Source organism: Mesorhizobium sp. WSM1386 (genome assembly GCF_055901595.1).
In genome coordinates this window covers 446,225-472,919 of sequence record NZ_CM148373.1, presented here as the reverse complement: position 1 = coordinate 472,919, position 26,695 = coordinate 446,225, and the positions used below count along the sequence as shown (strand labels likewise).

25 protein-coding genes are annotated in these 26,695 nt (G+C 64.8%); 18 read left to right on the top strand and 7 right to left on the bottom strand.

Translation table 11 applies throughout. The annotated features are described in order from the left end of the window. Window position 1 precedes the first annotated feature (1 nt). The 7 genes from AC0NIH_RS02195 (at window position 2) to coaA (ending at window position 4,979) form a co-directional block, all read left to right on the top strand. A complete protein-coding gene (locus tag AC0NIH_RS02195; protein ID WP_473466973.1) occupies window positions 2-478 on the top strand; it encodes a DUF2628 domain-containing protein in 477 nt (158 codons plus the stop codon). A 1-nt stretch (window position 479) separates the two neighbouring features. Then, complete coding sequence (hisH, locus tag AC0NIH_RS02190; RefSeq protein ID WP_473466975.1) at window positions 480-1,130, top strand: imidazole glycerol phosphate synthase subunit HisH; 651 nt, start codon at window positions 480-482, stop codon at window positions 1,128-1,130. A gap of 59 nt (window positions 1,131-1,189) precedes the next feature. Then, on the top strand, window positions 1,190-1,939 hold the full coding sequence (hisA, locus tag AC0NIH_RS02185) for a 1-(5-phosphoribosyl)-5-[(5-phosphoribosylamino)methylideneamino]imidazole-4-carboxamide isomerase (RefSeq protein WP_352703904.1): 750 nt from the start codon (window positions 1,190-1,192) through the stop codon (window positions 1,937-1,939). Further along, window positions 1,936-2,772 carry an arginase family protein gene (locus AC0NIH_RS02180; RefSeq protein WP_473466977.1) on the top strand — a complete coding sequence of 279 codons (837 nt, stop codon included), beginning with the start codon at window positions 1,936-1,938 and terminating at the stop codon, window positions 2,770-2,772. The genes hisA and AC0NIH_RS02180 overlap by 4 nt, the downstream gene beginning before the upstream one ends. Then, a complete protein-coding gene (hisF, locus tag AC0NIH_RS02175) occupies window positions 2,772-3,563 on the top strand; it encodes an imidazole glycerol phosphate synthase subunit HisF (protein WP_473466978.1) in 792 nt (263 codons plus the stop codon). The genes AC0NIH_RS02180 and hisF overlap by 1 nt, the downstream gene beginning before the upstream one ends. 108 nt (window positions 3,564-3,671) lie before the next feature. Next, the gene (locus AC0NIH_RS02170; protein WP_473466980.1) at window positions 3,672-3,995 is read left to right on the top strand and encodes a phosphoribosyl-ATP diphosphatase; all 324 of its coding nucleotides are present in this window, start codon (window positions 3,672-3,674) and stop codon (window positions 3,993-3,995) included. A gap of 24 nt (window positions 3,996-4,019) precedes the next feature. Continuing rightward, the gene (gene coaA / locus AC0NIH_RS02165; protein WP_023765656.1) at window positions 4,020-4,979 is read left to right on the top strand and encodes a type I pantothenate kinase; all 960 of its coding nucleotides are present in this window, start codon (window positions 4,020-4,022) and stop codon (window positions 4,977-4,979) included. An 82-nt stretch (window positions 4,980-5,061) separates the two neighbouring features. On the opposite strand, the gene AC0NIH_RS02160 is transcribed toward coaA, so the two are convergent. The 4 genes from AC0NIH_RS02160 to AC0NIH_RS02145 all read right to left on the bottom strand — a co-directional run bounded on the left by AC0NIH_RS02160 (window position 5,062) and on the right by AC0NIH_RS02145 (window position 9,629). Then, entirely contained in the window at window positions 5,062-6,603 is a 1,542-nt protein-coding gene (locus AC0NIH_RS02160) for a DegQ family serine endoprotease (RefSeq protein ID WP_473466982.1), read from the bottom strand. Between the two features lie 198 nt (window positions 6,604-6,801). Beyond that, on the bottom strand, window positions 6,802-7,518 hold the full coding sequence (locus AC0NIH_RS02155; RefSeq protein ID WP_473466983.1) for an MBL fold metallo-hydrolase: 717 nt from the start codon (window positions 7,516-7,518) through the stop codon (window positions 6,802-6,804). Further along, a complete protein-coding gene (locus AC0NIH_RS02150) occupies window positions 7,518-8,684 on the bottom strand; it encodes a diphosphate--fructose-6-phosphate 1-phosphotransferase (RefSeq protein WP_473466985.1) in 1,167 nt (388 codons plus the stop codon). The genes AC0NIH_RS02155 and AC0NIH_RS02150 overlap by 1 nt, the downstream gene beginning before the upstream one ends. A 174-nt stretch (window positions 8,685-8,858) precedes the next feature. Then, the gene (locus AC0NIH_RS02145) at window positions 8,859-9,629 is read right to left on the bottom strand and encodes a L,D-transpeptidase (protein ID WP_473466987.1); all 771 of its coding nucleotides are present in this window, start codon (window positions 9,627-9,629) and stop codon (window positions 8,859-8,861) included. A gap of 256 nt (window positions 9,630-9,885) precedes the next feature. Here AC0NIH_RS02145 and AC0NIH_RS02140 point away from each other — a divergent pair, with 256 nt between their 5' ends. Beyond that, on the top strand, window positions 9,886-10,509 hold the full coding sequence (locus AC0NIH_RS02140; RefSeq protein ID WP_473466988.1) for a LysE family translocator: 624 nt from the start codon (window positions 9,886-9,888) through the stop codon (window positions 10,507-10,509). Window positions 10,510-10,598: 89 nt separating this feature from the next. Here AC0NIH_RS02140 and AC0NIH_RS02135 read toward each other — a convergent pair whose 3' ends face one another. Continuing rightward, window positions 10,599-13,388, bottom strand: coding sequence for an autotransporter family protein (locus AC0NIH_RS02135; RefSeq protein WP_473466990.1), 2,790 nt, complete (start codon window positions 13,386-13,388; stop codon window positions 10,599-10,601). A gap of 226 nt (window positions 13,389-13,614) precedes the next feature. Between AC0NIH_RS02135 and AC0NIH_RS02130 the strand changes: the two genes are divergently transcribed. Then, window positions 13,615-14,937, top strand: a complete 1,323-nt coding sequence (locus AC0NIH_RS02130) for a tetratricopeptide repeat protein (protein ID WP_473466991.1) — start codon at window positions 13,615-13,617, stop codon at window positions 14,935-14,937. Window positions 14,938-15,019: 82 nt separating this feature from the next. Next, window positions 15,020-16,474 (top strand): xylulokinase, encoded by a 1,455-nt coding sequence (xylB, locus tag AC0NIH_RS02125; protein WP_473467080.1) that lies wholly within the window; start codon window positions 15,020-15,022, stop codon window positions 16,472-16,474. 197 nt (window positions 16,475-16,671) lie between these two features. Here the strand turns inward: xylB and AC0NIH_RS02120 are convergent, their stop codons facing one another. Then, entirely contained in the window at window positions 16,672-17,034 is a 363-nt protein-coding gene (locus AC0NIH_RS02120) for a nuclear transport factor 2 family protein (RefSeq protein ID WP_023765646.1), read from the bottom strand. A gap of 124 nt (window positions 17,035-17,158) precedes the next feature. Here AC0NIH_RS02120 and xylA point away from each other — a divergent pair, with 124 nt between their 5' ends. Further along, entirely contained in the window at window positions 17,159-18,484 is a 1,326-nt protein-coding gene (gene xylA, locus AC0NIH_RS02115; RefSeq protein ID WP_023765645.1) for a xylose isomerase, read from the top strand. Between the two features lie 204 nt (window positions 18,485-18,688). After that, on the top strand, window positions 18,689-18,892 hold the full coding sequence (locus tag AC0NIH_RS02110) for a hypothetical protein (RefSeq protein ID WP_473466993.1): 204 nt from the start codon (window positions 18,689-18,691) through the stop codon (window positions 18,890-18,892). A gap of 16 nt (window positions 18,893-18,908) precedes the next feature. Here AC0NIH_RS02110 and AC0NIH_RS02105 read toward each other — a convergent pair whose 3' ends face one another. After that, on the bottom strand, window positions 18,909-19,889 hold the full coding sequence (locus tag AC0NIH_RS02105) for a GlxA family transcriptional regulator (RefSeq protein WP_473466994.1): 981 nt from the start codon (window positions 19,887-19,889) through the stop codon (window positions 18,909-18,911). Between the two features lie 77 nt (window positions 19,890-19,966). Here AC0NIH_RS02105 and bcoG point away from each other — a divergent pair, with 77 nt between their 5' ends. Genes bcoG through AC0NIH_RS02075 form a run of 6 tightly spaced genes read left to right on the top strand, consistent with a single transcriptional unit; the run spans window position 19,967 to window position 26,647 of the window. Continuing rightward, window positions 19,967-20,884: a 3-dehydrocarnitine:acetyl-CoA trimethylamine transferase BcoG gene (gene bcoG / locus AC0NIH_RS02100; protein ID WP_023765643.1), complete on the top strand. Its 918-nt coding sequence runs from the start codon at window positions 19,967-19,969 to the stop codon at window positions 20,882-20,884. 16 nt (window positions 20,885-20,900) lie between these two features. Beyond that, window positions 20,901-21,530 carry an HD domain-containing protein gene (locus tag AC0NIH_RS02095; RefSeq protein WP_473466996.1) on the top strand — a complete coding sequence of 210 codons (630 nt, stop codon included), beginning with the start codon at window positions 20,901-20,903 and terminating at the stop codon, window positions 21,528-21,530. Beyond that, the gene (locus tag AC0NIH_RS02090) at window positions 21,527-22,621 is read left to right on the top strand and encodes a carnitine 3-dehydrogenase (RefSeq protein WP_023775988.1); all 1,095 of its coding nucleotides are present in this window, start codon (window positions 21,527-21,529) and stop codon (window positions 22,619-22,621) included. Before AC0NIH_RS02095 ends, AC0NIH_RS02090 begins: the two co-directional genes overlap by 4 nt. 5 nt (window positions 22,622-22,626) lie before the next feature. Beyond that, on the top strand, window positions 22,627-23,790 hold the full coding sequence (locus AC0NIH_RS02085) for an acyl-CoA dehydrogenase family protein (protein ID WP_473466998.1): 1,164 nt from the start codon (window positions 22,627-22,629) through the stop codon (window positions 23,788-23,790). A 3-nt stretch (window positions 23,791-23,793) separates the two neighbouring features. Then, a complete protein-coding gene (locus AC0NIH_RS02080) occupies window positions 23,794-25,872 on the top strand; it encodes an acetate--CoA ligase family protein (RefSeq protein WP_473466999.1) in 2,079 nt (692 codons plus the stop codon). After that, window positions 25,865-26,647, top strand: a complete 783-nt coding sequence (locus AC0NIH_RS02075) for a carnitinyl-CoA dehydratase (protein ID WP_473467001.1) — start codon at window positions 25,865-25,867, stop codon at window positions 26,645-26,647. The genes AC0NIH_RS02080 and AC0NIH_RS02075 overlap by 8 nt, the downstream gene beginning before the upstream one ends. The last annotated feature ends 48 nt before the right edge of the window (window positions 26,648-26,695 follow it).

Sequence of the window (26,695 nt, the reverse complement as noted above, 5' to 3'; positions counted from 1 at the left end):
CATGGCCAGCTATGTCGTGATGGAACCACCCGGCCGCAGCGAGAGAGCCGGCGCAACGGTCCTTGTCCGTGACGGCTTTGCCTGGTTCGGCCTGCTGGTGCCGCCACTATGGTTCGCCTGGCATAGGCTGTGGATCGAGGCGGCGCTGACCTTCGTCGTCATGGGCCTGCTTTCGATGCTTGGTGAGAAGCTCGGCCTTGGCCTTGCCGGCTCGCTGCTGTCCCTGCTCGTCTCGCTCTATGTCGGCCTGGAAGGGCAGGGGCTGCGCATCGCTGCGCTCCGCCGCCGCGGCTGGCATGAATGGGGCGTGGTCCAGGCCGGCTGGCTGGATGATGCCGACATCCGCTATGCGCTGGAGGCCGAGGCGCATGCGGACGAAGCCGCACCTGCGCCGCGGATGGTTCCGGATGCCGCCTTGGCGCGTCCGGCGCAGCCGGGCATGGCGCTGGGACTGACCCACATTCCGGGACGGCGCTGACATGCGGGTGGCAATCATCGATTATGGCTCGGGCAATCTGCGCTCGGCCACCAAGGCATTCGAGCGCGCCGCGCGCGAAGCCGGCATCGAGGCTGAGATCGACCTGACGGCGGATGCCGAGCGGGTGCGCACCGCCGACCGCATCGTCCTGCCGGGCGTCGGCGCCTATGCCGACTGCGCGGCCGGCTTGCGCGCCGTCGAAGGCATGTGGGAAGCGGTCGAGGACGTCGCCATCGCCAAGGGCCGGCCTTTCCTCGGCATCTGCGTCGGCATGCAGCTGATGTCGCAGCGCGGCCTCGAAAAGACCGTCACCAACGGCTTTGGCTGGATTGCCGGTGACGTCAAGGAGATCGCGCCAGCCGATCCGGCGCTGAAGATCCCGCAGATCGGCTGGAACACGATCGAACTCAGGCGTGAGCATCCGCTGTTTTCAGGCATTCCCACTGGACCGACGGGGCTGCACGCCTATTTCGTCCATTCCTACCATCTCGATGCGCGCCAGCCGAACGAGGTCCTTGCGGTCGCCGACTATGGCGGCCCGGTGACGGCCGCTGTTGCCCGCGACAATCTCGCCGGCACCCAGTTCCATCCCGAAAAGAGCCAGGCGCTCGGCCTGGCGCTGATCACCAATTTCCTGAAGTGGAGGCCCTGACGAGCATGAGCAAACTTGCCGCCTCATCAGGTCATTTCGTCATCGTCGAGGGCGCCTAGATGATCCTTTTTCCCGCCATCGACCTCAAGGACGGCAAGTGCGTGCGCCTGAAGCACGGCGACATGGCCACCGCGACCATCTACAACGATGATCCGGCCGCGCAGGCAAAAGCCTTCGAGGAGCAAGGCTTCGAGTGGCTGCATGTCGTCGACCTCAACGGCGCCTTCAAGGGCCAGAGCGTCAACAGCGCGGCCGTCGGCGCCATCCTCAAGGCGACGAAGAACCCGGTGCAGCTCGGCGGCGGCATCCGCACGCTGGAGCAGATCGAGGACTGGCTCGCCCGTGGCCTCGCCCGCGTCATCCTCGGCACCGTGGCGGTGCGCGATCCCGACCTGGTCAGGCAGGCCTGCAAGGCCTTCCCGGGCAAGGTCGCCGTTGGCATCGACGCCAAGGGCGGCAAGGTCGCGGTCGAGGGCTGGGCCGAGGCGTCGAGCCTCGGCGTCATCGAGCTGGCCAGGAAATTCGAAGGCGCCGGCGTCGCCGCTATCATCTACACCGACATCGACCGCGACGGCGTGCTGACCGGCATCAACTGGGACGCCACCATCGATCTCGCCGAGGCGGTGTCGATCCCTGTCATCGCTTCGGGTGGCCTCGCCTCGATCGCCGATATCGTGCGTATGACCATGCCGGACGCGCAAAAGCTCGAAGGCGCCATTTCGGGCCGCGCACTCTATGACGGCCGCATCGATCCGGCCGAGGCGCTGGCGATCCTGCGGGGCAAACCGGCAATGGAGGCGCGGTCGTGAAGCTCACCATCATCCTGGCCTCCTATGACAGCGGCCATTATCATGGCGGCATGGGCCAGGGTCCCGATGCGCTGATCGCGGGCGGCCTCGTCGACGCCCTGACCATGGCCGGCCACGACGTGACCGTGGAGGATATCGGCAGGGTTGGCGATGCCCAGGAACGCGAGATCGCCACCGGCTTTGCCGTCTGCAATGCCGTCTCAGGCGAGGTTCGCATTGCCATCGACAGGGGCCGGTTCCCCATAGTGCTGGCCGGAAATTGCCTGACGTCAGCCGGCGCGGTCGCAGGTGAGGGTGCCGATGCGATCATCTGGGCCGACCAGCATGGCGACCTCAACACGCCCGAGACATCCACATACGGCTTTCTCGACGGCATGGCGCTGGCGACGGTGCTCGGCCTGTGCTGGCGTCCGATGGCGGGAGCCATCCCGGGCTTCAAGCCGATCGATCCCTCACGCTGCGTGCTCGTCAACGCGCGCGATCTCGACCCGGCCGAGGAAAAACTTGTCGAGACGCTGCCGGTCATCCGCACGGAATGCCCAGGCGTGGCGCAAGCGACGGCAAAGCTGAAGGCCGCAGGCGCCGAACGCGTGCATATGCACCTCGATCTCGACGTGCACGATCCCGAGGAGCTGCAGGCCAACCGCTACGTTACCCCCGGCGGGCCGGACCCGGAACAATTGCGCGACGCGGCTTGCGCCATCGCGCTTGCCGTGCCGATTATCGGCATCACCATTTCCGCTTACGATCCGGCTTTCGACGCCAAGGCCGACGTGCCGCCGCTGGTCGGCCAGCTGCTCAACGATCTCATCGCCACGATAGAGGGCCGCTGATGCTGAAAGCCCGCGTCATCCCTTGCCTCGACGTCAAGAACGGCCGTGTCGTCAAGGGCGTCAACTTCGTCGATCTCATCGATGCCGGCGATCCGGTCGAGGCGGCCAAGGCCTATGACGCGGCCGGCGCCGACGAGCTTTGTTTTCTCGACATCACCGCTTCGTCGGACAATCGCGAGACCATTTTCGACGTCGTCGCCCGCACCGCCGAGCAATGCTTCATGCCGTTGACCGTCGGCGGCGGCGTGCGCCAGGTCGCCGACATCCGGAAATTGCTGCTGGCCGGCGCCGACAAGGTGTCGATCAACACGGCAGCGGTGACGAATCCGGATTTCGTAGCCGAAGCCGCCGACAAGTTCGGCAATCAATGCATTGTCGTCGCCATCGACGCCAAGAAAGTGTCCGGTGCCGGCGAAGCCGACCGATGGGAGATCTTCACCCATGGCGGACGCGAGAAGACCGGCATCGATGCGGTCGAATTCGCTCGCAAAATGGTCGATCGCGGCGCCGGCGAGATCCTTTTGACCTCGATGGACCGCGACGGCACCAAGGCCGGCTACGACATCGCGCTCACCCGCGCGGTTGCCGACGCGGTGCGCGCCCCGGTTATCGCTTCGGGCGGCGTCGGCACGCTCGATCACATGGTCGAAGGCATCCGCGACGGCCATGCCGGCGCGGTGCTGGCGGCCTCGATCTTCCATTTCGGCACCTACACCATAGCCCAGGCCAAGGCACATATGGCCGCGGCCGGGCTGCCGATGCGGCTAGACTCCTCGGGCGATCGGTCCTAGAGCAATTCGGAATTGCGTAAAAACAAAGAGATAGAGCGGTTCGCCGTTTCCGTAAAACGGTGAAATGCTCTAGAGGCTTTCCGGCTAAGAAAAGGGGCCTCAGGCGCCATGGCTGAATTTTCGCTGTCCGATCTGGAAAAAGTCCTCCACGAGCGCGCCCATTCCGGTGACCCCGACTCGTGGACGGCGAAACTGTTCGCCCGTGGCATCGACAAGGCGGCGCAGAAGCTCGGCGAAGAGGCGGTCGAGACGGTGATCGCCGCCGTCAAGGGCGACAAGCAGGGCCTCGTTTCCGAAAGTGCCGATCTTATATATCATTGGCTCGTCGTTCTCGGCCTCTCGGGTGTCCCGTTGAGCGACGTGCTCAAGGAGCTTGAAGGCCGCACGGGGCGTTCGGGCATCGCCGAGAAGGCGTCACGGCCCAAGGGCTGACCGCGAGGAAGGGCAGGTATCTCGATGGATCAGCTCGCGCCGACCGAGAAATATTCCCCGTTTCGTTTCTTCTCCGCCGAGCAATGGTCGCGATTCCGCGCCGACACGCCGCTGACGCTGAGCGAGGACGAGTTCCGCCGCTTGCGTTCGCTGAACGACCCGGTCGACCTCGCGGAGGTCTCGCGCATCTATCTGTCGCTGTCGCGGCTGCTGTCCGCCCATGTCGAGGCGAGCCAGCTTCTGTTCCGGCAGCGCCAGGCCTTCTTCAACGCCGTCGATATCGTCAAGACGCCGTTCATCATCGGCATTGCCGGCTCCGTCGCGGTCGGCAAATCGACCACGGCACGCGTGCTGAAGGAGCTTCTGGCGCGCTGGCCGTCGAGCCCCAAGGTCGATCTCATCACCACCGACGGTTTTCTGCTGCCCAACGAGGTGCTGCGCCGCGAAAACCTGATGGAACGCAAGGGCTTCCCCGACAGCTACGATGTCGGCGCGCTGCTGCGCTTCCTCTCCGGCATCAAGTCGGCGCTGCCCGATGTCCGCGCCCCTGTCTATTCGCACCTGACCTATGACGTCATTCCCGGCGAGTTCGTCACCATCGACCGGCCTGATATCCTGATCTTCGAAGGCATCAACGTGCTGCAGCCGGGCAAGCTGCCGCAGGACGGCAAGATCGTGCCTTTCCTGTCGGACTTCTTCGACTTCGCCATCTACATCGACGCCGACGAGAAGCTGATCCACGAGTGGTATATTTCCCGCTTCATGCGGCTGCGCGAGACCGCTTTCCGCAATCCGGACTCCTTCTTCCACCGCTATTCCCAGCTCTCGGAGGATTCGGCGCGGGCCATCGCCGAAGGCCTGTGGACCAACATCAACTTGAAGAATTTGCGCGAGAACATCCTGCCGACCCGTGCCCGCGCCGACCTCATCCTGCGCAAGGGCGCCGACCACCTGGTCGAGGAAGTGGCGCTGCGCAAACTGTAGCTGGCGGTGGCCGCAAGGCTGGAACGCATGGCGGCTCGTCGTCGACAAGCCGCCACGCCGTTGTTCAAGCCAGCGTCACGTCTCAGCCATTGGCGATCGGCACGGCGACATAGATCTGGCTGCCGCCGCGTTCGACCAGCAACAGCACCGACTTGCGCCCTGATTTGCCTGCCTGGGCAACCGCCTGGGTCACCTGTTTGGCGCTCTTCACCGGAACCTGGTTGACGGCGACGATGATGTCGCCCGGCTGGATGCCGGCAGCGGCCGCTGCCTTGTCGGGATTGACGCGGGCAACAACCGCGCCACGCTCGTTATCGGCGAGGTTCATTTGCTGGCGAATGTCGGGCGTGATGTCCATCAGGCCGAGGCCGAGCGCTGGCGCACCGGAGCCCTGCTCGGCGCCAGGCGCGCCGGAGCCGCCGGTCGATGCCGTCTTCGCATCGTCGCTGTTGCGTCCGACATCGACGGAGATCTTCATGGCCTTGCCCTTGCGCCAGACATCGAGCGATTCCCTGGTGCCAGGGGCGACGTCGGCGACGGCCCGCGACAGATCCTTGGGATCCTTCACGTCCTGTCCGGCGAAGCCGGTGATGACGTCGCCGGTTTCGACGCCGGCAAGGGCCGCCGGGGAGCCGTCATTGACCTGGGAAACCAGCGCGCCGCCGGGATGATCGAGCCCCATGGCGCTGGCAACGTCCGGCGTCACCGGCTGGATATCGACGCCGAGATAGCCGTACTGGATGGAGCCGCCTTTCTCCAGCTTGGCGACCACCTTCTGGGCCTGGTCGGAGGGAATGGCGAAGCCGACGCCGACGCTGCCGCCATTGGGCGAATAGATCGCCGTGTTGATGCCTATGACATTGCCGTTCACATCCACCAGCGGACCGCCGGAATTGCCATGGTTGATCGGCGCGTCGATCTGGATGAAGTCGTCGAACGGCCCGCTGTGCAGGTCGCGGCCGCGCGCCGAGACGATGCCCGCGCTAACCGTGGTGCCGATGCCGAACGGATTGCCGATCGCCAGCACCTGGTCGCCGGTCATCAGCCTGTCGGAATCGCCCCATTTGACCGTCGGCAAAGGCTTGCTGGCCTTGATCTTGAGCACCGCGAGATCGTTCTTGGCGTCGCTGCCGACGACCTTGGCCGGCAGTTCCGTGCCGTCGTCGAGCGTCACCTTGATCGAAGAGGCGCCGTCGACGACATGGTTGTTGGTGACGATGGTGCCGTCGGCACCGACAATGAAGCCGGAGCCCAGGGCCTCTGTTCTCGGCGCCTGCTGTTGTGGCGGCGTCCTGGGCATGGGCATGCCCTGGTCGCCGAAGAACTGCCGGAAATAGTCGTCGAACGGGGAATTGTCCTGGAAGGGCGACGCTTCGTTCATGGCTTCCGGTTGTGCCTTCATGACGGTCGTTACCGTCACGACGGCCGGTTTGGTCGCGGCCACGACCGGCGCGAACGAACCGTTCGGCGCCGATATTCCGGGTACCGGGGTCTGGGTGGTCGCAACGATCTTGGCAATGCCGTTCGTGTTCTGGGCGAATGAAACGACAACAGGGGAGATAATCAGCGCGGCGCCCAGCAGGGCGGCGACGCGATGTCTGCGAAGAATGCCTAGAGGTGACATGGTCGTTCTGTCCGGGCGAGAGTTGATCCGGCGCCGTGAGCGTTCTTGGAGGAGCACCCATCGGCGTGTCGACGACCGGGATCGCCTGTCTCGCCGTACATGGCGGCCGGCCGGATCGACAACCAGCTATCTAGGGTGCGGATCGGCCCGATTTAGGGTTTTGGAACGAACTTTACGAAGATTTAATTCAGCGAGCGCTCACGGACCGGCATGCAAGCGCAGATAGGCCTTTGCAATCGCACGCATGCGCTCGCCGTCGAAGCTTGGGCCGTGGCCGCCATGGCCGATGCGGATCGGCAGGTCGAGCAGGCGCCGCATGGTGCCGATATAGGCGGCGCGGTCGGAATCCGGCAGGCTGTCGATCAGCGTGTCGTCGTAGATGGCGTCGCCGCTGAAGAACAGGCCGTCGGCCTCGTCGAACAGCGCGATCGAATCCGGCGAATGCCCCGGCAGGTGCAGCACGCGGAATTGCCGGTCGCCGAGATCGATCACGTCGCCTTCGTCGAGGGTCCGCGTCAGGGGCGCCGAAGGGATCTTGTAGTCGGCGGCTTTCCAGCCCGGCTCAGGCAGTTTCGAAACGGCGCCTTCGAGATCGTGGAACATGTAGGCGTAGGTCGCCGCCTCATCCATGCTTTCGAATTGCGCCGCACTCATCCTGGGTCCCGCCCGCCATGGAAATTCATGCAGCGAGCCGACATGATCGAGATGGATATGGGTGGCGACGACCAGCAGCGGCTTTCCACGGGACGTTTCGATCTCCGGCGCCAGCGGACGGATACCCATGCCGGTGTCGACCAACAGGTCGGCATCGCGCCCACGCAGGTGCCAGATGTTGGCGCGCACATAGTCATGCACGAACGGCTCGGTCAGCATCGTCGTCCTGTCGTCGACGATGCTCCGGCTGAACCATTCCATCAGACGAACGGCTTCCCGACCTTGTATTTTTCCGGCACCAGCCGCTTGAGATAGGCCATGCCGGCCTCGGACAGCTGGTTGATGTCGGGCTTCATGAAATTGTCGGGCATGTGGCGGGTCTTGCCGGCGACGTTCTTCAGCGGCACCTTCTTCAGCACCGTTTTAGCGCCGTCATACTGCAGCGCCACCGAGCCGCCGCCTTGTTCGGCGACGGAGACGGCGAAGGCGCCGGCATCGAAGGCCTCTTGCGCGTCGACGGCGCTGATGGCGCCGACATAGCCGCGCGGCATGTAGCCGAGCGCGTCGACGCGGGCGCGCTTGCCCGGCAGGCCCTCGGCCAGCGCACGCTCGAGCGCCGCCGGCAGGTCGCTGCCCGACAGCTTGACGTTGCCATGGGCATCGCGCTCAAGCTTGTCCGGCGGCACCAGGCTTTCGACCAGCGCCTTGCCGTCGGCGGTGCTGACCCCTTCCGACACGGCGACGATGCAGCGCTTGTGGCGGTCGAGCGTGGCGCGCACGTCGTCGATGAAGCCGGCGGCCGAGAACGGCCGTTCGGGCACGTAGACCAAATGCGGGCCGCTGTCGGGGTCGAGCTGCCAGGCGGCGGCGGCCGCGGTCAGGAAGCCGGCATGCCGGCCCATGACGATGCCGACATAGATGCCGGGCAGGGCGCGGAAATCGAGATCGACGGACAGGAAGGCGCCGGCCACGAACTCGGCCGCCGAGATGAATCCCGGCGTGTGGTCGTTTTCCTCGAGGTCATTGTCGATGGTTTTCGGCGCATGGACGAAAGCGATGCTGCCGCCGGCCGCATCGGTCAGGATTTGCTGCGTGCCCGAGGTGTCGTTGCCGCCAATATAGATGAAGGCGTCGGCGCCGGCCTTTTTGAGGCCGTTGAGGATGATTTCGCAATAGGCGTCATCCGGCTTGTCGCGCGTCGAGCCCAGTGCAGCGCTTGGCGTTCCGGCGATCAGCCGCAGGCGGTCTTCGGGAATGGCCGAGAGGTCGACATAATTGCCGTCACGAATGCCGCGCACGCCGTGGATGGAGCCCAGCACCCTGGCGCCCGGATGCCGCTTGCGGATCTCCAGCGTCGCACCGACCACCGTTTGGTTGATCACGGCGGTCGGGCCGCCACCCTGCGCGATGACAAAAGTTCCGGTCATTCCTGGCGTCTCCCGAGGCGATGATTTTCAAGGCACCTTGGCCTGTCTTGCCGCATCGCGCAACGGGAGAGTCCGGGCAGGGCCCCGAACCGAAGGACCGCGTAAGCGAAAAGCGGCACCGGTTTCGGAGAAGGTCCCGCTCAAAAATAGGACGGCCGCAAGCGGCGGCCACGATCACATGACGACGACCGGGTTTTTCTTCGAAACGCGGCTGTAGAGGTCGATGATGTCCTGGTTGATCAGGCGCACGCAGCCCGACGACATCGCCTGGCCGATGCTCCACCATTCGGGCGAGCCGTGGATGCGATAGCCGGTGTCCTTGCTGTCCTGGTAGATGTAGAGCGCGCGCGCCCCGAGCGGGTTGGTCAGGCCGCCGGGCTGGCCGCCCTGCCATTTCACCAGTTCCGGCTTGCGCTGGATCATCTCGGGCGGCGGCGTCCAGGTCGGCCATTCCCTGCCGTACTGGATGTTGGCGCGGCCGGACCAGCGGAAGCCGTCCTTGCCGATGCCGACGCCGTAGCGGATGGCATCGCCTCCCGGCTGGACCAGATAGAGCATGCGTTCCTTGAGATGGACGACGATGGTGCCGGGCGCCTCGCCTGTGGTGTCGACGACGATCTGGCGGCGGAATTCCGGCTTGATCTTCAGGTACGGCACTTCAGGCACGTTGAAGCCGTTGTCGGTCAAAGCGGCGTACATGACATCGGCGCCGGTGATGTTCTTGTCGACGCTGATCGCGGGCCGCATCTGCGGCACCGAACCGGTTACCGTATTGTCGAGATCCAGCACCGGCATACCGCCGTCCCCGGAGGTCGAGCAGCCTGCGGCGCTGAGCAGCGCCAGCGCGCCTGCGCCGGACAGGACGGCGCGGCGGGAAAGATGAAGATCGGTATCGATTGCGCCGCCGTTTCGTGGCGGCGTCGGACCTTGCGGCAACTCACGCATGTACCCAAACCCTACGCTGTCGGCGGGAAGCACGGTCCGGCCGGATAGCGGGTATTTTCGTCATTCATGGTTGATAAAGCGTGAATATCTGTGTCGCCTGCGTTCGAGCATGGCTTGGCGGTGTTCGTCCGCTTCCGACGACGTCAGCCGAGCGGCGGCTTTCAGTCGGGAATGGCGCAAAAACAAAAAACAGGCCCCCTTTACATTCTCCCAGGGCTCAGGATTTATCCTTCTCTTTAACCCTAGGGAGACAAGCATGTCCTTCGAAAACTGGGCCGCTTTCGCCGCCGCGTCGAGCATCCTCCTCATCATTCCGGGTCCGACGATCCTGCTGGTCGTGTCCTATGCGCTGGGCCAGGGCTGGCGCACCGCCTTGCCGATGGCGGTCGGCGTGGCGCTCGGCGATTTCACCGCCATGACACTGTCGATGCTGGGCATTGGCGCCCTGCTTGCGGCCTCGGCGACCATCTTCACCGTCCTGAAGCTGATCGGCGCCGGTTATCTGATCTATCTCGGCGTAAAGCTGTTCCGCGCCGGCGGCACGCTAAGGGCCGAGCCGCGCACCGATGCAGTGTCTTCCGCCAAGATGATGGCGCATGCCTGGCTGGTCACCGCTCTCAACCCGAAAAGCATCACCTTCTTCGTCGCCTTCCTGCCGCAGTTCCTCGACCGGCATGCCAGTTTCTGGACGCAGATGCTGATCTTCGAGACGACCTTCCTGGCACTCGCCTTCGCCAATGCCTTCGGTTATGCGCTGGTCGCCGCGCGCGCCCGCAACGTCGTGCGCAATCCCAAGGCGATCCGCATCTTCAACCGCACCGGCGGCACGCTGCTGGTTGGCGCCGGCATCGCCACGGTGGCGATGCGCTCGGGTAATTGAAGCGGCGCGATCTTTCGGCTCGGTTCAAAGTCCAAAGTGTGGTGAGATTCAGGTCAGGCCGGCATCACCTGAATATCAGCACACCTTTGTCACCATTTGACGCTGAAGCCCAGATTGCCCTCGAGGATGCGGCGCTTGTCGCCGCCGAGATTGGTGGTGTAGTCGCCGGTGGCGAAGATGCTGACCTTGTCGCTCACCTTGGCCACGACGCCGCCGCCGAATTCAAACGAGGTCGATCGGCCCTCGGTCGCTATATCGGTGGTGTCGAAGCTGACGGTGTCGGTGCCGCCGAAATCGTGCCAGAAATTGGCTTTGAGGTAGGGCTGCACGGCCAAGCCGTTGATCGTTGTCTCGCCTTGCAGCCGCGCGCCCAGCCGGCCGGTGACGCTGCTGTCGGTGCCGAACGAAACCGACGAGAAGCGGTCCTCGGTATCGTCCAGTGACAAATGCTGCCAGACCAGTTGCGCTTGCGGCTCGAGCGTCCAGCCCTGTCCCAGCGCGATGGGATAGCCGCCTTCCAGCGAGGCCGTGACACCGGTGCCGTCGACATCGATGCCGACGCCGCGCGACGACGTCGCGTCGCCACCGAAGAACGTGGCCATCAGGACGCCGTCGAGGTACCAGCCGCCCTGGCCGATGCGGGTCCAGTAACCACCGACACTGGTGCCGTTGAGGTCGAGCTTGCCGACCGACAGATCGTTTTGTCCCAGCGCCTGGCCGCTCACGTCGCCCTTCATGCTGCCATAGGCGACGAACAGGCCGGCGCGATCGATTCCACCTGAAGCGGTCTCGCGTCCGAACACGTCGAAGCCTGCCTGAAGGCCGAACAGCGTGCCGTCGAAGGAGGGCGACACCGTTCCTGACCAGCCCATCTTGGCGTCCTGGCCGAAAATGCGGCCCCAGGCCGGCGACATCTCGGTGTTCGACAGCAGGCTCTGTTCGCCGCGCCGCTCGTGGAAGGTGCCGAGTGTCGTCATCGCCAGATGTTCGGCCACCGGCGGCAACGCCGAATAGACGGGAACCTCGATGCGATAGAGCAGGATCTGCTCGCCCAGTGCCGGGATTGGCAGGTCAGGCACGGCGGTAGGCACAACCGGTGGGGGCGGCGGTGGATCCGCGGGCGGTGCCGGCGGTGGCGGCGGCGGCGGCTCGGGTTCCGGGTCAGCGGCCTGCACCGGCGGCGTTGGATCGACCGGCGGGTTGTTGATGTCGCCCTCGGTCGGCACAGGCACCGGTGGCAGGTCCGACGGCGGTGGCGGTGGCGGCTCGGCCGCGGGCGGTTCGGGTTGGAGATTTGGCGCGGGTTCCAGCGCCGACGGCGCCGCCGCCGGCGATGTCGGCGTTATCAGCGTCGAGCGCAGATACCAGTTCTCCCCGCTGCCGGCGCTGACGCCACCCTTGAACAGATAATATTCGAAGGCGCCTGCCGCGACCGGCGCGTCGAGGGCAAAGGCACTGGCGCTGGATGTGGCACCGTTGATCGCCTGGACGACCATGATGCCGTCCGCGGTGGTCTCGGCACCCGCGCCGCCGACATTGATCACTCCGATGCCGGTCGAGCCGGACGCCGTTCCACCAGACAGGACCAGCCTGTCGGAAGCGGACGTGTCATCGCCAAGTTCGGTCTGGATGAGCAGCAGGCCGCCGAGTCCGGTATAGTTGCCTGATATGGTCAGTCGGTCCGTAGCGCCGGTTGTGCCGTTGGTCAGGTCGATACGGCCGGCATTGACGACATTGGCCAACTGGCCGGACGTGAAGGCTTGGATCGCCGAGTTGAAGCCGCCGCCATAGAGCGTGCTTGCCTGATCGACATTGAGCGACCCGGTGCCCGTGCCGCTGTCGCCGAGCACGAGATTGCCGTCCAACATCAACTGGGTGTCGTTGGTGGCGTTGATCGTCTCCCAGTTCTGGACCCTGGCGATCCCCTCCAGCTTGAAGTTGTCGAAGGTCAGCGTGTCTGTGCCTGCACCGCCCGTGATCGCCTTGGTGTCGCCGAGATTGCCATTGGTGAGGTTGCTGAGCTTGGCGGTGTCGTTGTCGCCGCCCAGATCGACGGAACCATAGATGATGCCGCCGCCGTTCCATACGAAATTGTCGGAACCAAAGCTCATCAGCACGTCGCCGCCGACCGTGCCGCCGGTCACCGTCACGCTGTCGTCGCCGCCGCTGACGCTGATGTTGCCGCCGATTATGCCGCCCGACAGGATGATGGTGTCCTTGTCGAAACCGGTGACGAGGTTGCGGTCGATGATGCCGCCGGACATGTTGAAATAGTTCTGGTCGAGCTTCATGTTGACACGGCCGATGCGCCCGCCGGTCATCACGGCATGATCGCCGTCGTCGAAGAAATCGACGATACGCCCACCGGTCATGGTGAACGTGTCCAGCCCGTCGCCCTGGTTGAGCGAACCGATCTGGCCGCCGCTCATGTTGAAGTCGTCGATGCCGGCGCCCTGCTGCACATTGCCGGCCACAGTGCCGGCGCCGATAGTGAAGAAATCCGTGCCGCCACCCTGATCGACCGTGCCGGTGATGGTGCCGGACTGCATGTCGATGCGGTCCGTTCCGACGCCGAAGGTGACGTTCCCGCTGATCTGCCCGGTACCACCTGCGGGAAAGTTCAGCGTGTTGTCGCCGTCGGTATCGGTGAGGCTTCCGCCCGAATTGCCGCTATCGCAGGTGTAGACGGTATTCCCCGCGGTTGGGCCCAGCACGCATGCCGCGAAGGCCGCGGAATTGGGCAGCAACGTCAGTGCTGTAGTTGCAAGAAAGCTAATAAGCCGTGGATTGATTCGTCGCGGCCTTTGCCGCAGCAAAGCAACCGATTCGCTGGGGTACTCCGAACGACAGTTCGGAAGCTGTATTTCACTATGCCGCATCGCGTCCCCTCTCAGATCGCGATTTCAAGCCTGCCGCCGCGCCGCAATGAAGACACAATTCGTTCGCTTTTACAAAGCCTAATCTGCACTCCATGGTTGATGAACTGCAAAAACTACTGGAACGGACCTGCGCGACATGCGGTTGGCGCGCCCGTGGCCCATGCGTTAAGATCGCTTTGGACCGAGGGGGCAGCGTGCCCATGATGGCTCGATCGAGGGATTTGGCATGGCGATCAAGGACGGATTCGGCGTGGTATTTTCGGGCGCTACGGAAGCGGGGCTCGCGCCCTACAGCCAGGCGGTGCGCGAATTGCAGTGCTTCATCGGCGATCCCGTAGCCTCGGTCGACCGCGCTATCGCGGAAAATCCCGGTTTCGTCATGGCCCATGTCTTCAAGGGCTATCTGTTTGGCCTTGCCACCGAGCAGGAGGCGACGGCGGTGGCCAGGGCCTGCCACGAGGCGGCCCTGCCGTTTGCCGCGACAACGCGCGAGCAAGCCCATGTCCTGGCCCTCGGTCACCTCGCCAACGGGCGCTGGCATGATGCAGCCGGCATTCTCGAGGACATCGCCATCGATTTCCCGCTCGACGCCGTGGCATTGCAGGTCGGTCACCAGGTCGACTTCTTCACCGGCAATGCCCGCATGCTGCGCGACCGCATCGCCCGCGCCTTGCCGTCCTGGCAAAGCGGCATGCCCGGCTACCATGCCATCCTCGGCATGCAGGCGTTCGGGCTGGAAGAGATGGGCGACTATGGCAGGGCCGAGAGGCTTGGCCGCGCGGCGGTCGAGATCGAGCCGCGCGACGGCTGGGCGCAGCACGCGGTTGCTCATGTCATGGAAATGCAAAGCCGGCAAAGGGATGGCATTGCCTGGATGCGCGCCGATCCCGAGGCGTGGACGAAAGAGAGCTTCCTGCAGGTGCACAATTGGTGGCACCTGGCGCTGTTTCACTACGATCTCGGCGAGACCGACGAGGTGCTGGCGCTCTATGACGGGCCGATCTACGGCACGCCGTCGGCAATGGCGCTGAACATGGTCGATGCGTCGGCGATCCTGTGGCGGCTTTATCTCGGCGGTGCCGATGTCGGCGATCGTTGGGCCGCGCTCGCCGCCAACTGGCCCAAGGTCGGCGCCGGCAACTATGCCTTCAACGACGCGCACGCGATGATGGCCTTTGTCGGAGCCGGTCTCGACGCGGCAGCCCTTGGCTTGCTCGAGGCGCAGCGCGAGGCCATGCATGGCAGCGACGACAATGCGGCTTTCACCCGCGATGTCGGCCATCCGCTGACGCGGGCGATCAAGGCATTCGGCGAGGGCAAATACACCGAAGCCATACGTCTGATCAGGCCGATCCGGGCGATCGCCCACCGTTTCGGCGGCAGCCACGCCCAGCGCGACGTCATCGACCTGACGCTGATCGAAGCCGCCTTGCGAGCCGGTGACGGCGCGCTTGCCAGGGCGCTCACGGCCGAGCGTTCGGCGGTACGCCCGGACAGTCCGCTGTCGGTGCTGTTTTCGCGACGCGCCGCCGATTTGTCGGAGAATTGACCCGAAGCGGATCTTGCCTTAAAAACTGGCTTCGGCCAGATTTTTTCGAGATCCGAAAAAAATAATGGCATGGGAGGATAACATGTATCTCGGCCTCGACCTGGGCACGTCGGGCGTCAAGGCGCTGCTGATCGATGCCGGACAATCCGTCATCGGCTCCGGCCATGGTTCGCTTGACGTCTCGCGGCCGCATCCCGGCTGGTCCGAACAGGATCCTTCGCACTGGATACGCGCTTGCGAAGAGGCGATTGCCGAACTGAAAGCTTCGCATCCCCGGCAGTTCGCGGCGGTGAAAGGCATCGGCCTGTCGGGCCAGATGCATGGCGCGACCTTGCTCGATGCGGCCGATCATGTGCTGCGGCCCTGTATCCTGTGGAACGACACGCGCAGTCATGTCGAGGCGGCAGCGCTGGACGCCGATCCGCGTTTCCGCGCACTCACCGGCAACATCGTCTTTCCTGGCTTCACCGCGCCCAAGCTCGCCTGGGTGAAGAACAACGAGCCCGCGGTCTTCGCCAAAGTGGCCAAGGTGCTGCTGCCGAAGGATTTCCTGCGGCTTTGGCTGACCGGCGAACACATTTCGGAAATGTCCGACGCGGCCGGCATGGCCTGGCTCGATGTCGGCAAGCGCCGCTGGTCAGCGGACCTGCTCGCCGCCACCTCGCTCGACGAGAAACAGATGCCGGCCCTTGTCGAGGGCACCGAGAAGGCCGGCGGATTGCGCGCCGAATTAGCGTCGAAATGGGGCGTCGAGGCCGGCATCCCGATTGCCGGCGGCGCCGGCGACAATGCGGCTTCGGCCTGCGGCATGGGCACGGTCGGTGCCGGCCATGCCTTTGTTTCGCTGGGCACGTCGGGTGTGCTGTTTGCCGCCAACGCGGCCTATCTGCCCAACCCGGCAAGCGCGGTCCACACCTTCTGCCATGCGCTGCCCAACACCTGGCACCAGATGGGGGTCATCCTGTCGGCGACCGATTCGCTCAACTGGCTGTCGGAGATCACGGGCAAGGGCGCGGGCGAGCTGACAACGGAACTCGGCGATGCGTTGAAGGCACCGAGCGGCGTGTCCTTCCTGCCCTACCTTTCGGGCGAGCGCACACCGCATAATGATTCCGCCATTCGCGGCTCCTTCACCGGGCTGGCGCATGAATCGAGCCGTGTGGTGCTGACCCAGGCGGTGCTCGAAGGCGTCGCCTTTGCCTTCCGCGACAGCCTCGAAGCGTTGAAGACCGCCGGCACCGTGCTGACGCGCGTGACCGCGATCGGCGGCGGCTCGCGCTCGCGTTACTGGCTGAAGGCGATCGCCACCGCGCTGCAGCTGCCGGTGGATATTCCAGCCGACGGCGATTTCGGCGCCGCCTTCGGCGCCGCCAGGCTCGGCCTGATCGCGGCGACCGGCGCGGATCCGCTGGCGGTGTGCACGGCGCCGAACACGGACGCCACGATCGAACCGGATGCGGCGCTTGGTGGAGCGTATGCCGATGCCTATCAGCGCTACCGGGCGCTGTATCCGGCGATTAGGGGCGTGACCGCGTGAGTCAGTGCGAGGCGCCCCCCTCTGCCCTGCCGGGCATCTCCCCCTCTAGGGGGGAGATCGGCAGCGTTGACGGCTTTGCTCGTCTTGCAAGGTTGATAATTAGCGAAGGCGGGAAAGACAGCCAATCTCCCCCCCTGAGGGGGAGATGCCCGGCAGGGCAGAGGGGGGCGCCTCGCACCTGCCTTACCCAGAAACCCTCACTGCGTCGGCACCTTGTCGAGGAAGCCGGTGACGCTCTTCAGGCGACCGTTCTCGATGATGCCGATATCCGTGCCTTCGATAACGGACGGCGTGCCCTCCGGGCCGAGGTTCCAGGAGAAGCGGATCTTGTCGGCAAACCCGTCCGGCGTGCCCTTCAGCGAGAAACGGAAGCCGGCAAAGCGCTGCTGCACGCCGTCGATCAGGATCGCGACGCCTTCGTGTCCGTCGCCCTGCATGATCGGATCGCGATAGCTGACGTCTTCGGTGAAGGTGGCCTTCAGCAGTTCGGCGCGGCGGCTGGCATCGCTTTCGTTCCAGGCGGTGATGTAGCCCTCGGCGATTGTGTTGAGGTCGGTCATGGTCAGTCTCCTTTGCTTGACGGCTTTGACATGAGCGTTTTCGACCACCGCGGACCCGAAACCAATTACGCCTGAGGTAATCAAGGCGAATTACCCGAGCCCTATTCGAGAGAGGACAGAAATCATGAGCAGCGGATTTTTCGGCGACATCCAGAAGATCAAATACGAGGGACCGGATTCGACCAATCCGCTGGCCTACCGGTTCTACAACCCCGATGAGGTGGTGGCGGGCAAGCGGCTGGAAGACCATTTGCGCTTCGCCGTCGCTTACTGGCATTCCTTCGCCTGGCCGGGCGGCGATCCGTTCGGCGGCCAGACCTTCGACCGCCCGTGGTTTCCCAAGGCCGGCGGCGTCGACACGATGGAGTTGGCCAAGCTGAAGGCGGATGTCGCCTTCGAGATGTTCTCGCTGCTCGGCGCCCCCTATTTCTGCTTCCACGACGCCGATGTGCGGCCCGAGGGCAAGGATTTCTCCGAGAGCGCCGCCCGCCTGGACGAAATCGCCGATTATTTCGCGGGCAAGATGAAGCAGACCGGCGTCAAGCTCTTGTGGGGCACGGCGAACCTGTTCTCCAACCGCCGCTTCATGTCGGGCGCCGCCACCAATCCCGATCCGGATGTCTTTGCCTATGCGGCGGCGACGGTGAAGAGCTGCATCGACGTCACCAAGCGGCTGAAGGGCGAGAACTACGTGCTGTGGGGCGGCCGCGAAGGCTATGAGACGCTGCTCAACACCGATCTTGGCCGCGAGCAGGAACAGGCCGGCCGTTTCCTCAGCCTCGTCGTCGACTACAAGCACAAGATCGGCTTCAAGGGCACCATCCTGATCGAGCCGAAGCCGCAGGAGCCGACCAAGCACCAGTACGATTACGACGTCGCCACCGTTTACGGCTTCCTCAAGCGCTTCGGCCTGGAGAAGGAAGTAAAACTCAACATCGAGCAGGGCCATGCCATCTTGGCCGGCCATTCCTTCGAGCACGAGCTGGCGCTGGCCAATGCGCTCGGCGTCTTCGGCTCGATCGACATGAACCGCAACGACTACCAGTCGGGCTGGGACACCGACCAGTTCCCCAACAACGTGCCGGAAATGGCGCTGGCTTATTATCAGGTCCTGCAGGCTGGCGGCTTCAAGACCGGCGGCACCAACTTCGACGCCAAGCTGCGCCGCCAGTCGCTCGATCCGCAGGATCTGCTGATCGGCCATATCGGCGGCATGGACGCCTGCGCACGCGGCCTGAAGGCCGCCGCCCGCATGGTCGAGGATAAGGCACTGTCCGCGCCCCTTGCCGAGCGCTATGCCGGCTGGAACAGCGCCGAGGCCAAGGCAATGCTGTCGGGCAAGCGCACGCTGGAGGAGATCGCCGAGCGCGTGGTGAAGAAGAAGATCGAGCCGCAGCCGCGCTCCGGCCGCCAGGAACTGCTGGAGAACATCGTCAACCGCTACGTCTGAGGTCGGAAGGCCGATTCGTATTGCTCGAGGGCGGCTGGATAACACTCCCGCCGCCCTGGAACAGCCTGCGCCAAAGCGCCCGTCCGGCGACAAGCTTTTGCCCCCAGACGCCCCTCAATGGCCTCGCTCTTGCCTTCAAACAGCCGTCACGTATCTCGTATAAGAGGGACCTGTGGCGGGTGAAAAGGAAGGAGGCGAACCGATATGCAGCACGAACGCGAAATCGACGCCCTACTGGCATCCGGCGAGACCGGATCGATCATCGACCGGCTGATGGCGTTGCCGAGGCCGACCGACGACATGAAAAACCAATGGGATCGCGCCATCAGCAACCGTTTTGAAGTCCGGCTGGCGAGACAGATGCGCTCGCAGATCGACGCTGGCGGCGATCGTCAGAACGCCGCATAATCTCCCCTAACTAAAACTATCCTCGGCGCAGCCTGACCGGTGCTTCGCCGAAAGCTCTTGAAAACGCTCTGGAAAATGCCGCGGCGGACGAGAACCCTGTCCGCCCGGCAATATCCGCCATGGCCACCCGCGTGTCGACCACCAGCCGGCGCGCCGCGCCCAGCCGCAGCCTGAGATAGTAGGCGCCCGGGGTCTCCCCGATCGATCTCCGAAAAATGCTTTCCAAGGTGCGCGCCGTCACCCCGGCACGCTTGGCTATGGCCTCTATGGTTAGCGGCTGGTCGACATGTGATTCCATCAGCCGAATGGCCTGCGCCAGGCGCGGATCGTAGCCGTCGAGCCGGCCGAGCGAGACCAATGGCTGTGCGTCGGTCGCGGCACGGGCCTGGTCGTAGATGAAGACGCTGGCGACATCGAGCGCTACCGCCATGCCGAGCCGCGTGCGAATCAAATGCAGCATCAGGTCGAAGGTCGGCGAGGCGCCGCCCGAGGTGAACACCGGCCCGTCGATGACATAGCGGTCCGGGCGGACATCGATGCCGGGAAAGGCCGACGAGAAATCCTCCATGTCTTCCCAGTGGGTGGTGGCGCTGCGCCCCTCCAGCAGGCCGGCGCGGGCCACTAGCCAGGTGCCGGCCTCGACGCCGCCGCATGCGCGGGCCGCGCGAGCCGCTCGCCGCAGCCCTGACAGCAGCGCTGTCGTGGCATAATTCTGGGTGCCGAAACCGGCGACGACGACGAGAACGTCGGTTGGCTCGGCCGCGTCGAAGCGCCCGCTGACCGCCACCGGCAGCCCGCATGTGGTGACCGGCGCCTCGCCAGTCACCGAGACCAGCTTGAAATCGAACAGGGTCTCGCCGGAGATGCGGTTGGCGGCGCGCAGCGGGTCGACGGCCGAGGCCACGCACATGATCGACGAGCCGGAAAACACCAGCAGCGTCACCTTGAGCGGCGAGCGCTCGGCGCGAAAGATAGTCGGTTTTTCGCTTTTGATCATGGAAGCTTCGTAAAACGCAAAACAGTTTCCGGCAAGTCAGTCATTGTTGAAATCTGTTTCTATGGGAGGAGAGTTCCATGCCGCTCGCGATGAACCGTGAGGTCTTCATTACCTGTGCCGTGACCGGATCCGGCGGGTCGCAGGACCGCTCTCCCCATGTGCCGCGCTCGCCCAAGCAGATCGCCGATTCGGCCATCGATGCGGCCAAGGCCGGTGCCGCGATCGTCCACTGCCATGTCCGCGACCCCGAAACCGGCAAGCCTAGGCGCGACGTGCGTCTCTACCGCGAAGTCACCGAGCGCATCCGCGAAGCCAATGTCGATGTCGTGCTCAATCTCACAGCCGGCATGGGTGGCGACATGGTCTTCGGCTCGCCCGAAGCCCCGCTGCCGCTCAACGAAAAGGGCACCGACATGGGCGGCGCCACCAACCGCATGGAGCATGTGCGCCAGTGCCTGCCGGAGATCTGCACGCTGGATTGCGGCACCATGAACTTCGCCGAGGCAGACTACGTCATGACCAACACGCCCGGAATGCTGCGCGCCATGGGCGGCATGATGACGGCGCTCGGCGTCAAGCCGGAGATCGAGGCCTTCGACACCGGCCATCTCTGGTTCGCCAAGCAACTGGTCGAGGAGAAGGTGCTCAATCCCGATGCGCTGGTGCAGCTCTGCATGGGCGTGCCGTGGGGCGCGCCTGACGACCTCAACACCTTCATGGCCATGGTCAACAATGTGCCGTCGACCTGGAACTGGTCGGCCTTCGCCATCGGCCGCAACCAGATGGCCTATGCCGCCGCGGCGGTGCTGGCCGGCGGCAATGTCCGCGTCGGGCTGGAAGACAATCTCTGGCTCGACAAAGGGGTTCTTGCGACCAACGCGCAGCTAGTCGAGCGCGCCGCCAGCATTGTCACCAATCTCGGCGCCAGGATCATCGGACCGGAAGAAGTGCGCAAGAAGCTGAACCTGACCAAGCGGGCGCCGATCGCCGCGTGATTTGAGGGGGTCGACGATGACAACCGTCAAATTCACCGCGATGAAGGATGGCGACAGGGACGACTACGAGTTCCTGACCGCGCATGAAATCGACTACGCAGCCAAGACCGGCGAGCGTTTGCTCGACGCGCTGGTGCAACTCGACGAGGGCCTGTCCGGCTACAAGATCACGCGGCTCGGCCATTCGCTGCAGGCGGCGACGCGCGCCTGGCGCGACGGCGCCGACACCGACTGGATCGCCTGCGCGGTGCTGCACGACATCGGCGACATCTACGCGCCCTATAATCACGATGAATACGCCGCTTCGATCCTGAAGCCCTTCGTGCGCGAGCAATGCACCTGGGTGGTGGAAAAGCACGGCGATTTCCAGCGCCTCTATTACGCCCATCATCTGGGCGGCAATCGCCATGCCCGCGACCGCTTCGCTGGCCACGCCTATTTCGACGATTGCGACCAGTTTTGCGAACGCTGGGACCAGTCGAGCTTCGACCCCGGCTACGACACGCTGCCGATCGAGTTTTTCCGGCCCTTCGTGCTCGAGGTCTTTGCCCGCAGGGCCTACGACCCCTCGGTCATTCGCGCCGGCGAGCGCGTGCCCCTCGTCGATCCCACAACAGCCAAGACAAGAACCGGAGCATCCGCATGAGCATCGTCAACAAGGCAGCCGCCATCGGCGGCGGTGTCATCGGCGCCGGCTGGGTGGCGCGCCTGCTCTTGAACGGCATCGACGTGTCGATCTTCGATCCCGATCCCGAGGCCTCGCGCAAGGTTTCGGAAGTGATGAAAGGCGCGCGGCGCGCCTACAAGCAGATGGTTCCCGGCGGCCTGCCCAAGGAGGGCAAGCTGACTTTCGCCAAGACCATCGCCGAAGCGGTCGCCGATGCCGATTTCATCCAGGAGAGCGTGCCGGAACGGCTCGACCTCAAGCACCGCGTGCTGGCCGAGATCGACACCCACGCACCGGCCAACGCCATCGTCGGCTCTTCCACCTCCGGCATCAAGCCGACCGACATGCAGGTGGCGATGAAGAAGCATCCGGAGCGGCTGGTCGTCGGCCATCCGTTCAACCCGGTCTATCTGCTGCCGCTGGTCGAGATCGTCGGCGGCGAGCAGACCTTTCCCGAGGCGATCGAGGTCGCCAGGGAGATCTATGCCTCGATCGGCATGAAGCCTGTCGTCATCCGCAAGGAGATAGAGGCCTTCGTCGGCGACCGCCTGCTCGAAGCGGCATGGCGCGAGGCGCTGTGGCTGATCAAGGACGGCATCTGCACCGTCGAGGAGCTGGACGACATCATGCGCTATGGCTTCGGCCTGCGCTGGGCGCAGATGGGTATGTTCCAGGTCTATCGCGTCGCCGGCGGCGAGGCCGGCATGCGTCACTTCATGGCGCAGTTCGGGCCGTGCCTGAAATGGCCGTGGACCAAGCTGATGGACGTGCCCGAGTTCAACGACGAACTGGTCGACCTGATCGCCACCCAGTCGGACGACCAGGCCCACGGCCTGTCGATCCGCGAGCTGGAAAAGATCCGCGACGACAATCTGGTCGCGATCATGGATGCGCTGTCGAAGCAGAACAAGGGCAAGGGCTGGGGCGCCGGCGCCCTGCACAAGGATTATACCCGGCAGTTGGCCAAACTGGCGGCGAAGAAGCCGGCGGCCTCCAAGGCGGCCGAGAAGGCCAAGGCCGGCAAGCCGGTGAAGAAAGCCGAAAAGCCGAAGAAAAAGAAGAAAGGCTGAAGACCATGGATTTCGGTCTGTCGGAGGAACAGAAGCTCATTGTCGAGACGACGCGCGCCTTCGTCGAGCATGAGCTTTACCCGCATGAGCGCGAGGTCGAACGCACCGGCGTGCTGCGCCGCGAACTGATCGAGGAGATCAAGGCCAAGGCGATCGAAGCCGGTCTCTATGCCGCCAACATGCCCGCCGATGTCGGCGGCGCGGGCCTCGATACGGTGACCTGGCTGCTCTACGAAAAGGAACTCGGCCGCGCCAACTACGCGCTGCATTGGACCTGCGTGGCGCGCCCCTCCAACATCCTGCTCGCCGGCACGCCGGAGCAGCGCGAGAAATACCTGTTCCCTTGCATCCGTGGCGAGAAATGGGACTGCCTGGCGATGACCGAGCCGGGCGCCGGCTCGGACCTGCGCGGCATGAAGGCGACCGCCGTGCAGGACGGCGACGACTGGGTGCTGAACGGCACCAAGCATTTTATCTCCCACGCCGATCTTGCCGATTTCGCCATTTGTTTCATGGCCTCGGGAGAGGAAGAAACGGCGCGCGGCAAGCGCAAGAAGATCACCGCCTTCTTCGTCGACAAGGGCACCAAGGGTTTCACGGTGCGCGACGGCTACCGCAACGTCTCGCATCGCGGCTACACCAACGCCATTCTTGAATTCGACGATTGCCGTTTGCCGGCAAGCCAGGTTCTCGGCGAGGTGCACAAGGGCTTTGACGTCGCCAATTCCTGGCTCGGCGCCACGCGCCTGCAGGTCGGCGCCACCTGTCTCGGCCGCGCCGAGCGGGCGCTCGGCCACGCTATCGAATATTCCGCGCAGCGCCAGCAGTTCGGCCAGCAGATCGGCAAGTTCCAGGGCGTGTCGTTCAAGCTCGCCGACATGGCGACGGAGCTCAAGGCCGCCGACCTGATGGTGTTCGAAGCCGGCTGGAAGTACGATCAGGGCACAGTCACCGACCAGGACATGGCCATGGCCAAGCTGAAGGCCACCGAAATGCTCGCTTTCGTCGCCGACGAGGCGATCCAGATCCATGGTGGCATGGGGCTGATGGACGACCTGCCGCTGGAGCGCATCTGGCGCGACGCTCGCGTCGAACGCATCTGGGAAGGCACGTCGGAAATCCAGCGCCACATCATTTCGCGGGCGCTGCTGCGCCCGTTCGGGGCATGACATATGCATAAGCTTGAGCGTCTCCTGCGCCCGAAATCGATCGCCGTGTTCGGTGGCGTGCAGGCCGCCGCCGTGGTCGCGCAATCGATCAAGATGGGCTTTGCCGGCGAAATCTGGCCGGTGCACCCGACCAAGGACGAGGTTGCCGGACGCAAGGCCTACCGGTCCGTGGCGGACCTGCCCGGCGCGCCGGATGCCGCCTTTGTCGGCGTCAACCGGCATTTGACCATCGAGGTCGTCAAGGCGCTGGCCGAGCGGGGTGCCGGCGGCGCCGTCTGCTTTGCCGCCGGCTTCCTCGAAACCGAGGCCTATGACGATGATGGCGAGCGGCTGCAGGCCGAGCTGGTGGCGGCGGCGGGCGAGATGCCGATCATCGGGCCCAACTGCTACGGCCTGATCAATTATGCCGACGGCGCGCTGCTGTGGCCCGACCAGCATGGCGGCATCCGGCTGGAACAAGGCGGCAAAGGCGTCGCCATCATCACCCAGTCCTCCAACATCGCCATCAACATGACGATGCAGAAGCGCGGCCTGCCGATCGCCTTCCTGATGACCGCCGGCAACCAGGCGCAGACCGGCCTCTCCGAAATGGCGCTGGGCCTGATCGAGGACGAGCGGGTGACATCGCTCGGCCTGCACATCGAGGCCTTCGATTCGGTAGCCGGCTTTGAAAGGCTGGCCGCGCGTGCCCGCGAGCTGAAAAAGCCGATCATCGCCATGAAGGTCGGCCGTTCCGAGCAGGCGCGGCAAGCGACAGTCTCGCACACCGCGTCGCTCGCCGGCTCGGACGCGGCCTCGGGCGCCTTCCTCAGGCGGCTCGGCATTGCTCGCGTCGATTCCATTCCAGCCTTCATCGAAGCCCTGAAGCTGTTGCACATCACCGGCCCGCTCCCCGGCTACAGGCTGTCGTCGATGAGCTGTTCGGGCGGCGAGGCCTCTGTCATGGCCGACAGCGCCGAAGGCCGCTGGGTCAACTTCCCGGTTCTGACGGAAAAACATCGCGCCCATGTCAAATCGACGCTCGGGCCGCTGGTCGCGGTCGCCAACCCGCTCGACTACCACACCTTCATCTGGAACAACGAGCCGGCGATGACGGCCACCTTCACCGCTATGGTGTCGGGCGGCTTCGACCTCAACATGCTGGTGCTCGACTTTCCGCGCCCGGATCGTTGCTCGGTCACCGACTGGTGGGCGACACTGCGCGCCTTTGAATCGGCGCTGAAGACCAACAAGGCGCATGGCGCGATCGTCTCCTCGCTGCCGGAGAATCTGCCCGAGGAATACACCGCCGAGCTCATGGCGCGGGGGATGGTGCCGCTGTTCGGCATTTCCGAGGCGATCGACGCCGCCCAGGCCGCCGCCTTCATCGGCTGGGCCTGGCGCGAGCCGCAGGCGCAGCCGGTCGACACCTCCGCCTCGGGTGCCGCTGGTGGCGAGCACGTCACGCCTGACGAGGCGCAAGCCAAGGCGCGGCTGATCATGGCCGGCTTGCCGGTGCCGAAGGGCGAACGCGCCGGCAATGCCGTCGAGGCGGTGATCTCGTCGATGGCACTCGGCTTTCCCGTCGCCCTGAAGGCGCTGGGCGTCACCCATAAATCCGAGGTCGGCGCTGTCAGGCTGAACCTCAAGGACGCGGAATCGGTCAGCTCGGCGGCGCATGACCTGCTGCCGCTCGGCACGGGGCTCTATGTCGAGCGCATGGTGCGCGACGGCGTCGCCGAACTGATCGTCGGCTTCACCCGCGATCCGATGTTCGGCGCGGTGATGACGCTTGGCACCGGCGGCGTGCTGGTCGAACTGCTGCGCGACAGCGTCACGCTGATGCTGCCGGCAACGCGCGACGACATTGAGGCCGCACTGCGCGGCCTCAAGCTGTTCCCGCTGCTCGAAGGCTATCGCGGCCGGCCGAAGGCCGATGTCCAGGCCGCCATCGATGCCATCGCGGGCATCGCCGCCTTCGTGCAGATGAATGCCGGCGAGATCGAGGAACTGGACATCAACCCGCTGATCGTCTGCGCGGAAGGCAAGGCTGCCTGGATCGCCGACGCGCTGCTGGTGCTGGGAGAGAACAAGAATGTCTGACGTCATTTCGACCCGCCGCGAGGGCACCATCCTCGAGATCACGCTCGACCGGCCCAAGGCCAACGCCATCGACCTGAAGACGTCACGGCTGATGGGCGAGACCTTCAAGGCGTTCCGCGACGATCCGGAGCTTCGCGTCGCCATCGTCAAGACCGCCGGCGACAAGTTCTTCTGCGCCGGCTGGGACCTGAAGGCGGCTGCTGGCGGCGACGCGGTCGACGGGGATTATGGCGTCGGCGGCTTTGCCGGCCTGCAGGAGTTGCGCGACCTCAACAAGCCGGTCATTGCTTGCGTCAACGGCATGGCGGTCGGCGGCGGCTTCGAGCTGGCGCTGTCCTGCGACCTCATCTACGCCTCCGACCATTCCTCCTTCGCACTGCCCGAAATCCGCGCCGGTACGCTTGCCGACGCCGCGACGATCAAGCTGCCGAAGCGCATTCCCTACCATGTCGCCATGGACCTTCTGCTCACCGGCCGCTGGATGGACGTCGCCGAGGCGCATCGCTGGGGCCTGGTCAACGAAGTGCTGCCCAAGGACAAGCTCGAGGACCGCGTCTGGGAGATCGCAAGGCTGCTCGCCGGCGGCCCGCCGCTGGTCTTCGCCGCGATCAAGGAGACAGCGCGCGTGGCCGAGGCGCTGACCTTCCAGGATGCCATGAACAAGGTCACGCGCCGCCAGTTGGCGACCGTCGATGCGCTCTATGGCTCCGAGGACAACATGGAGGGGTTTCGCGCCTTCGCCGAGAAGCGCGAGCCTGTGTGGAAGGGGAAGTGAGCCCGCGGAGATGACGGCGCGTGGCGCCCCCCTCTGTCCTGCCGGACA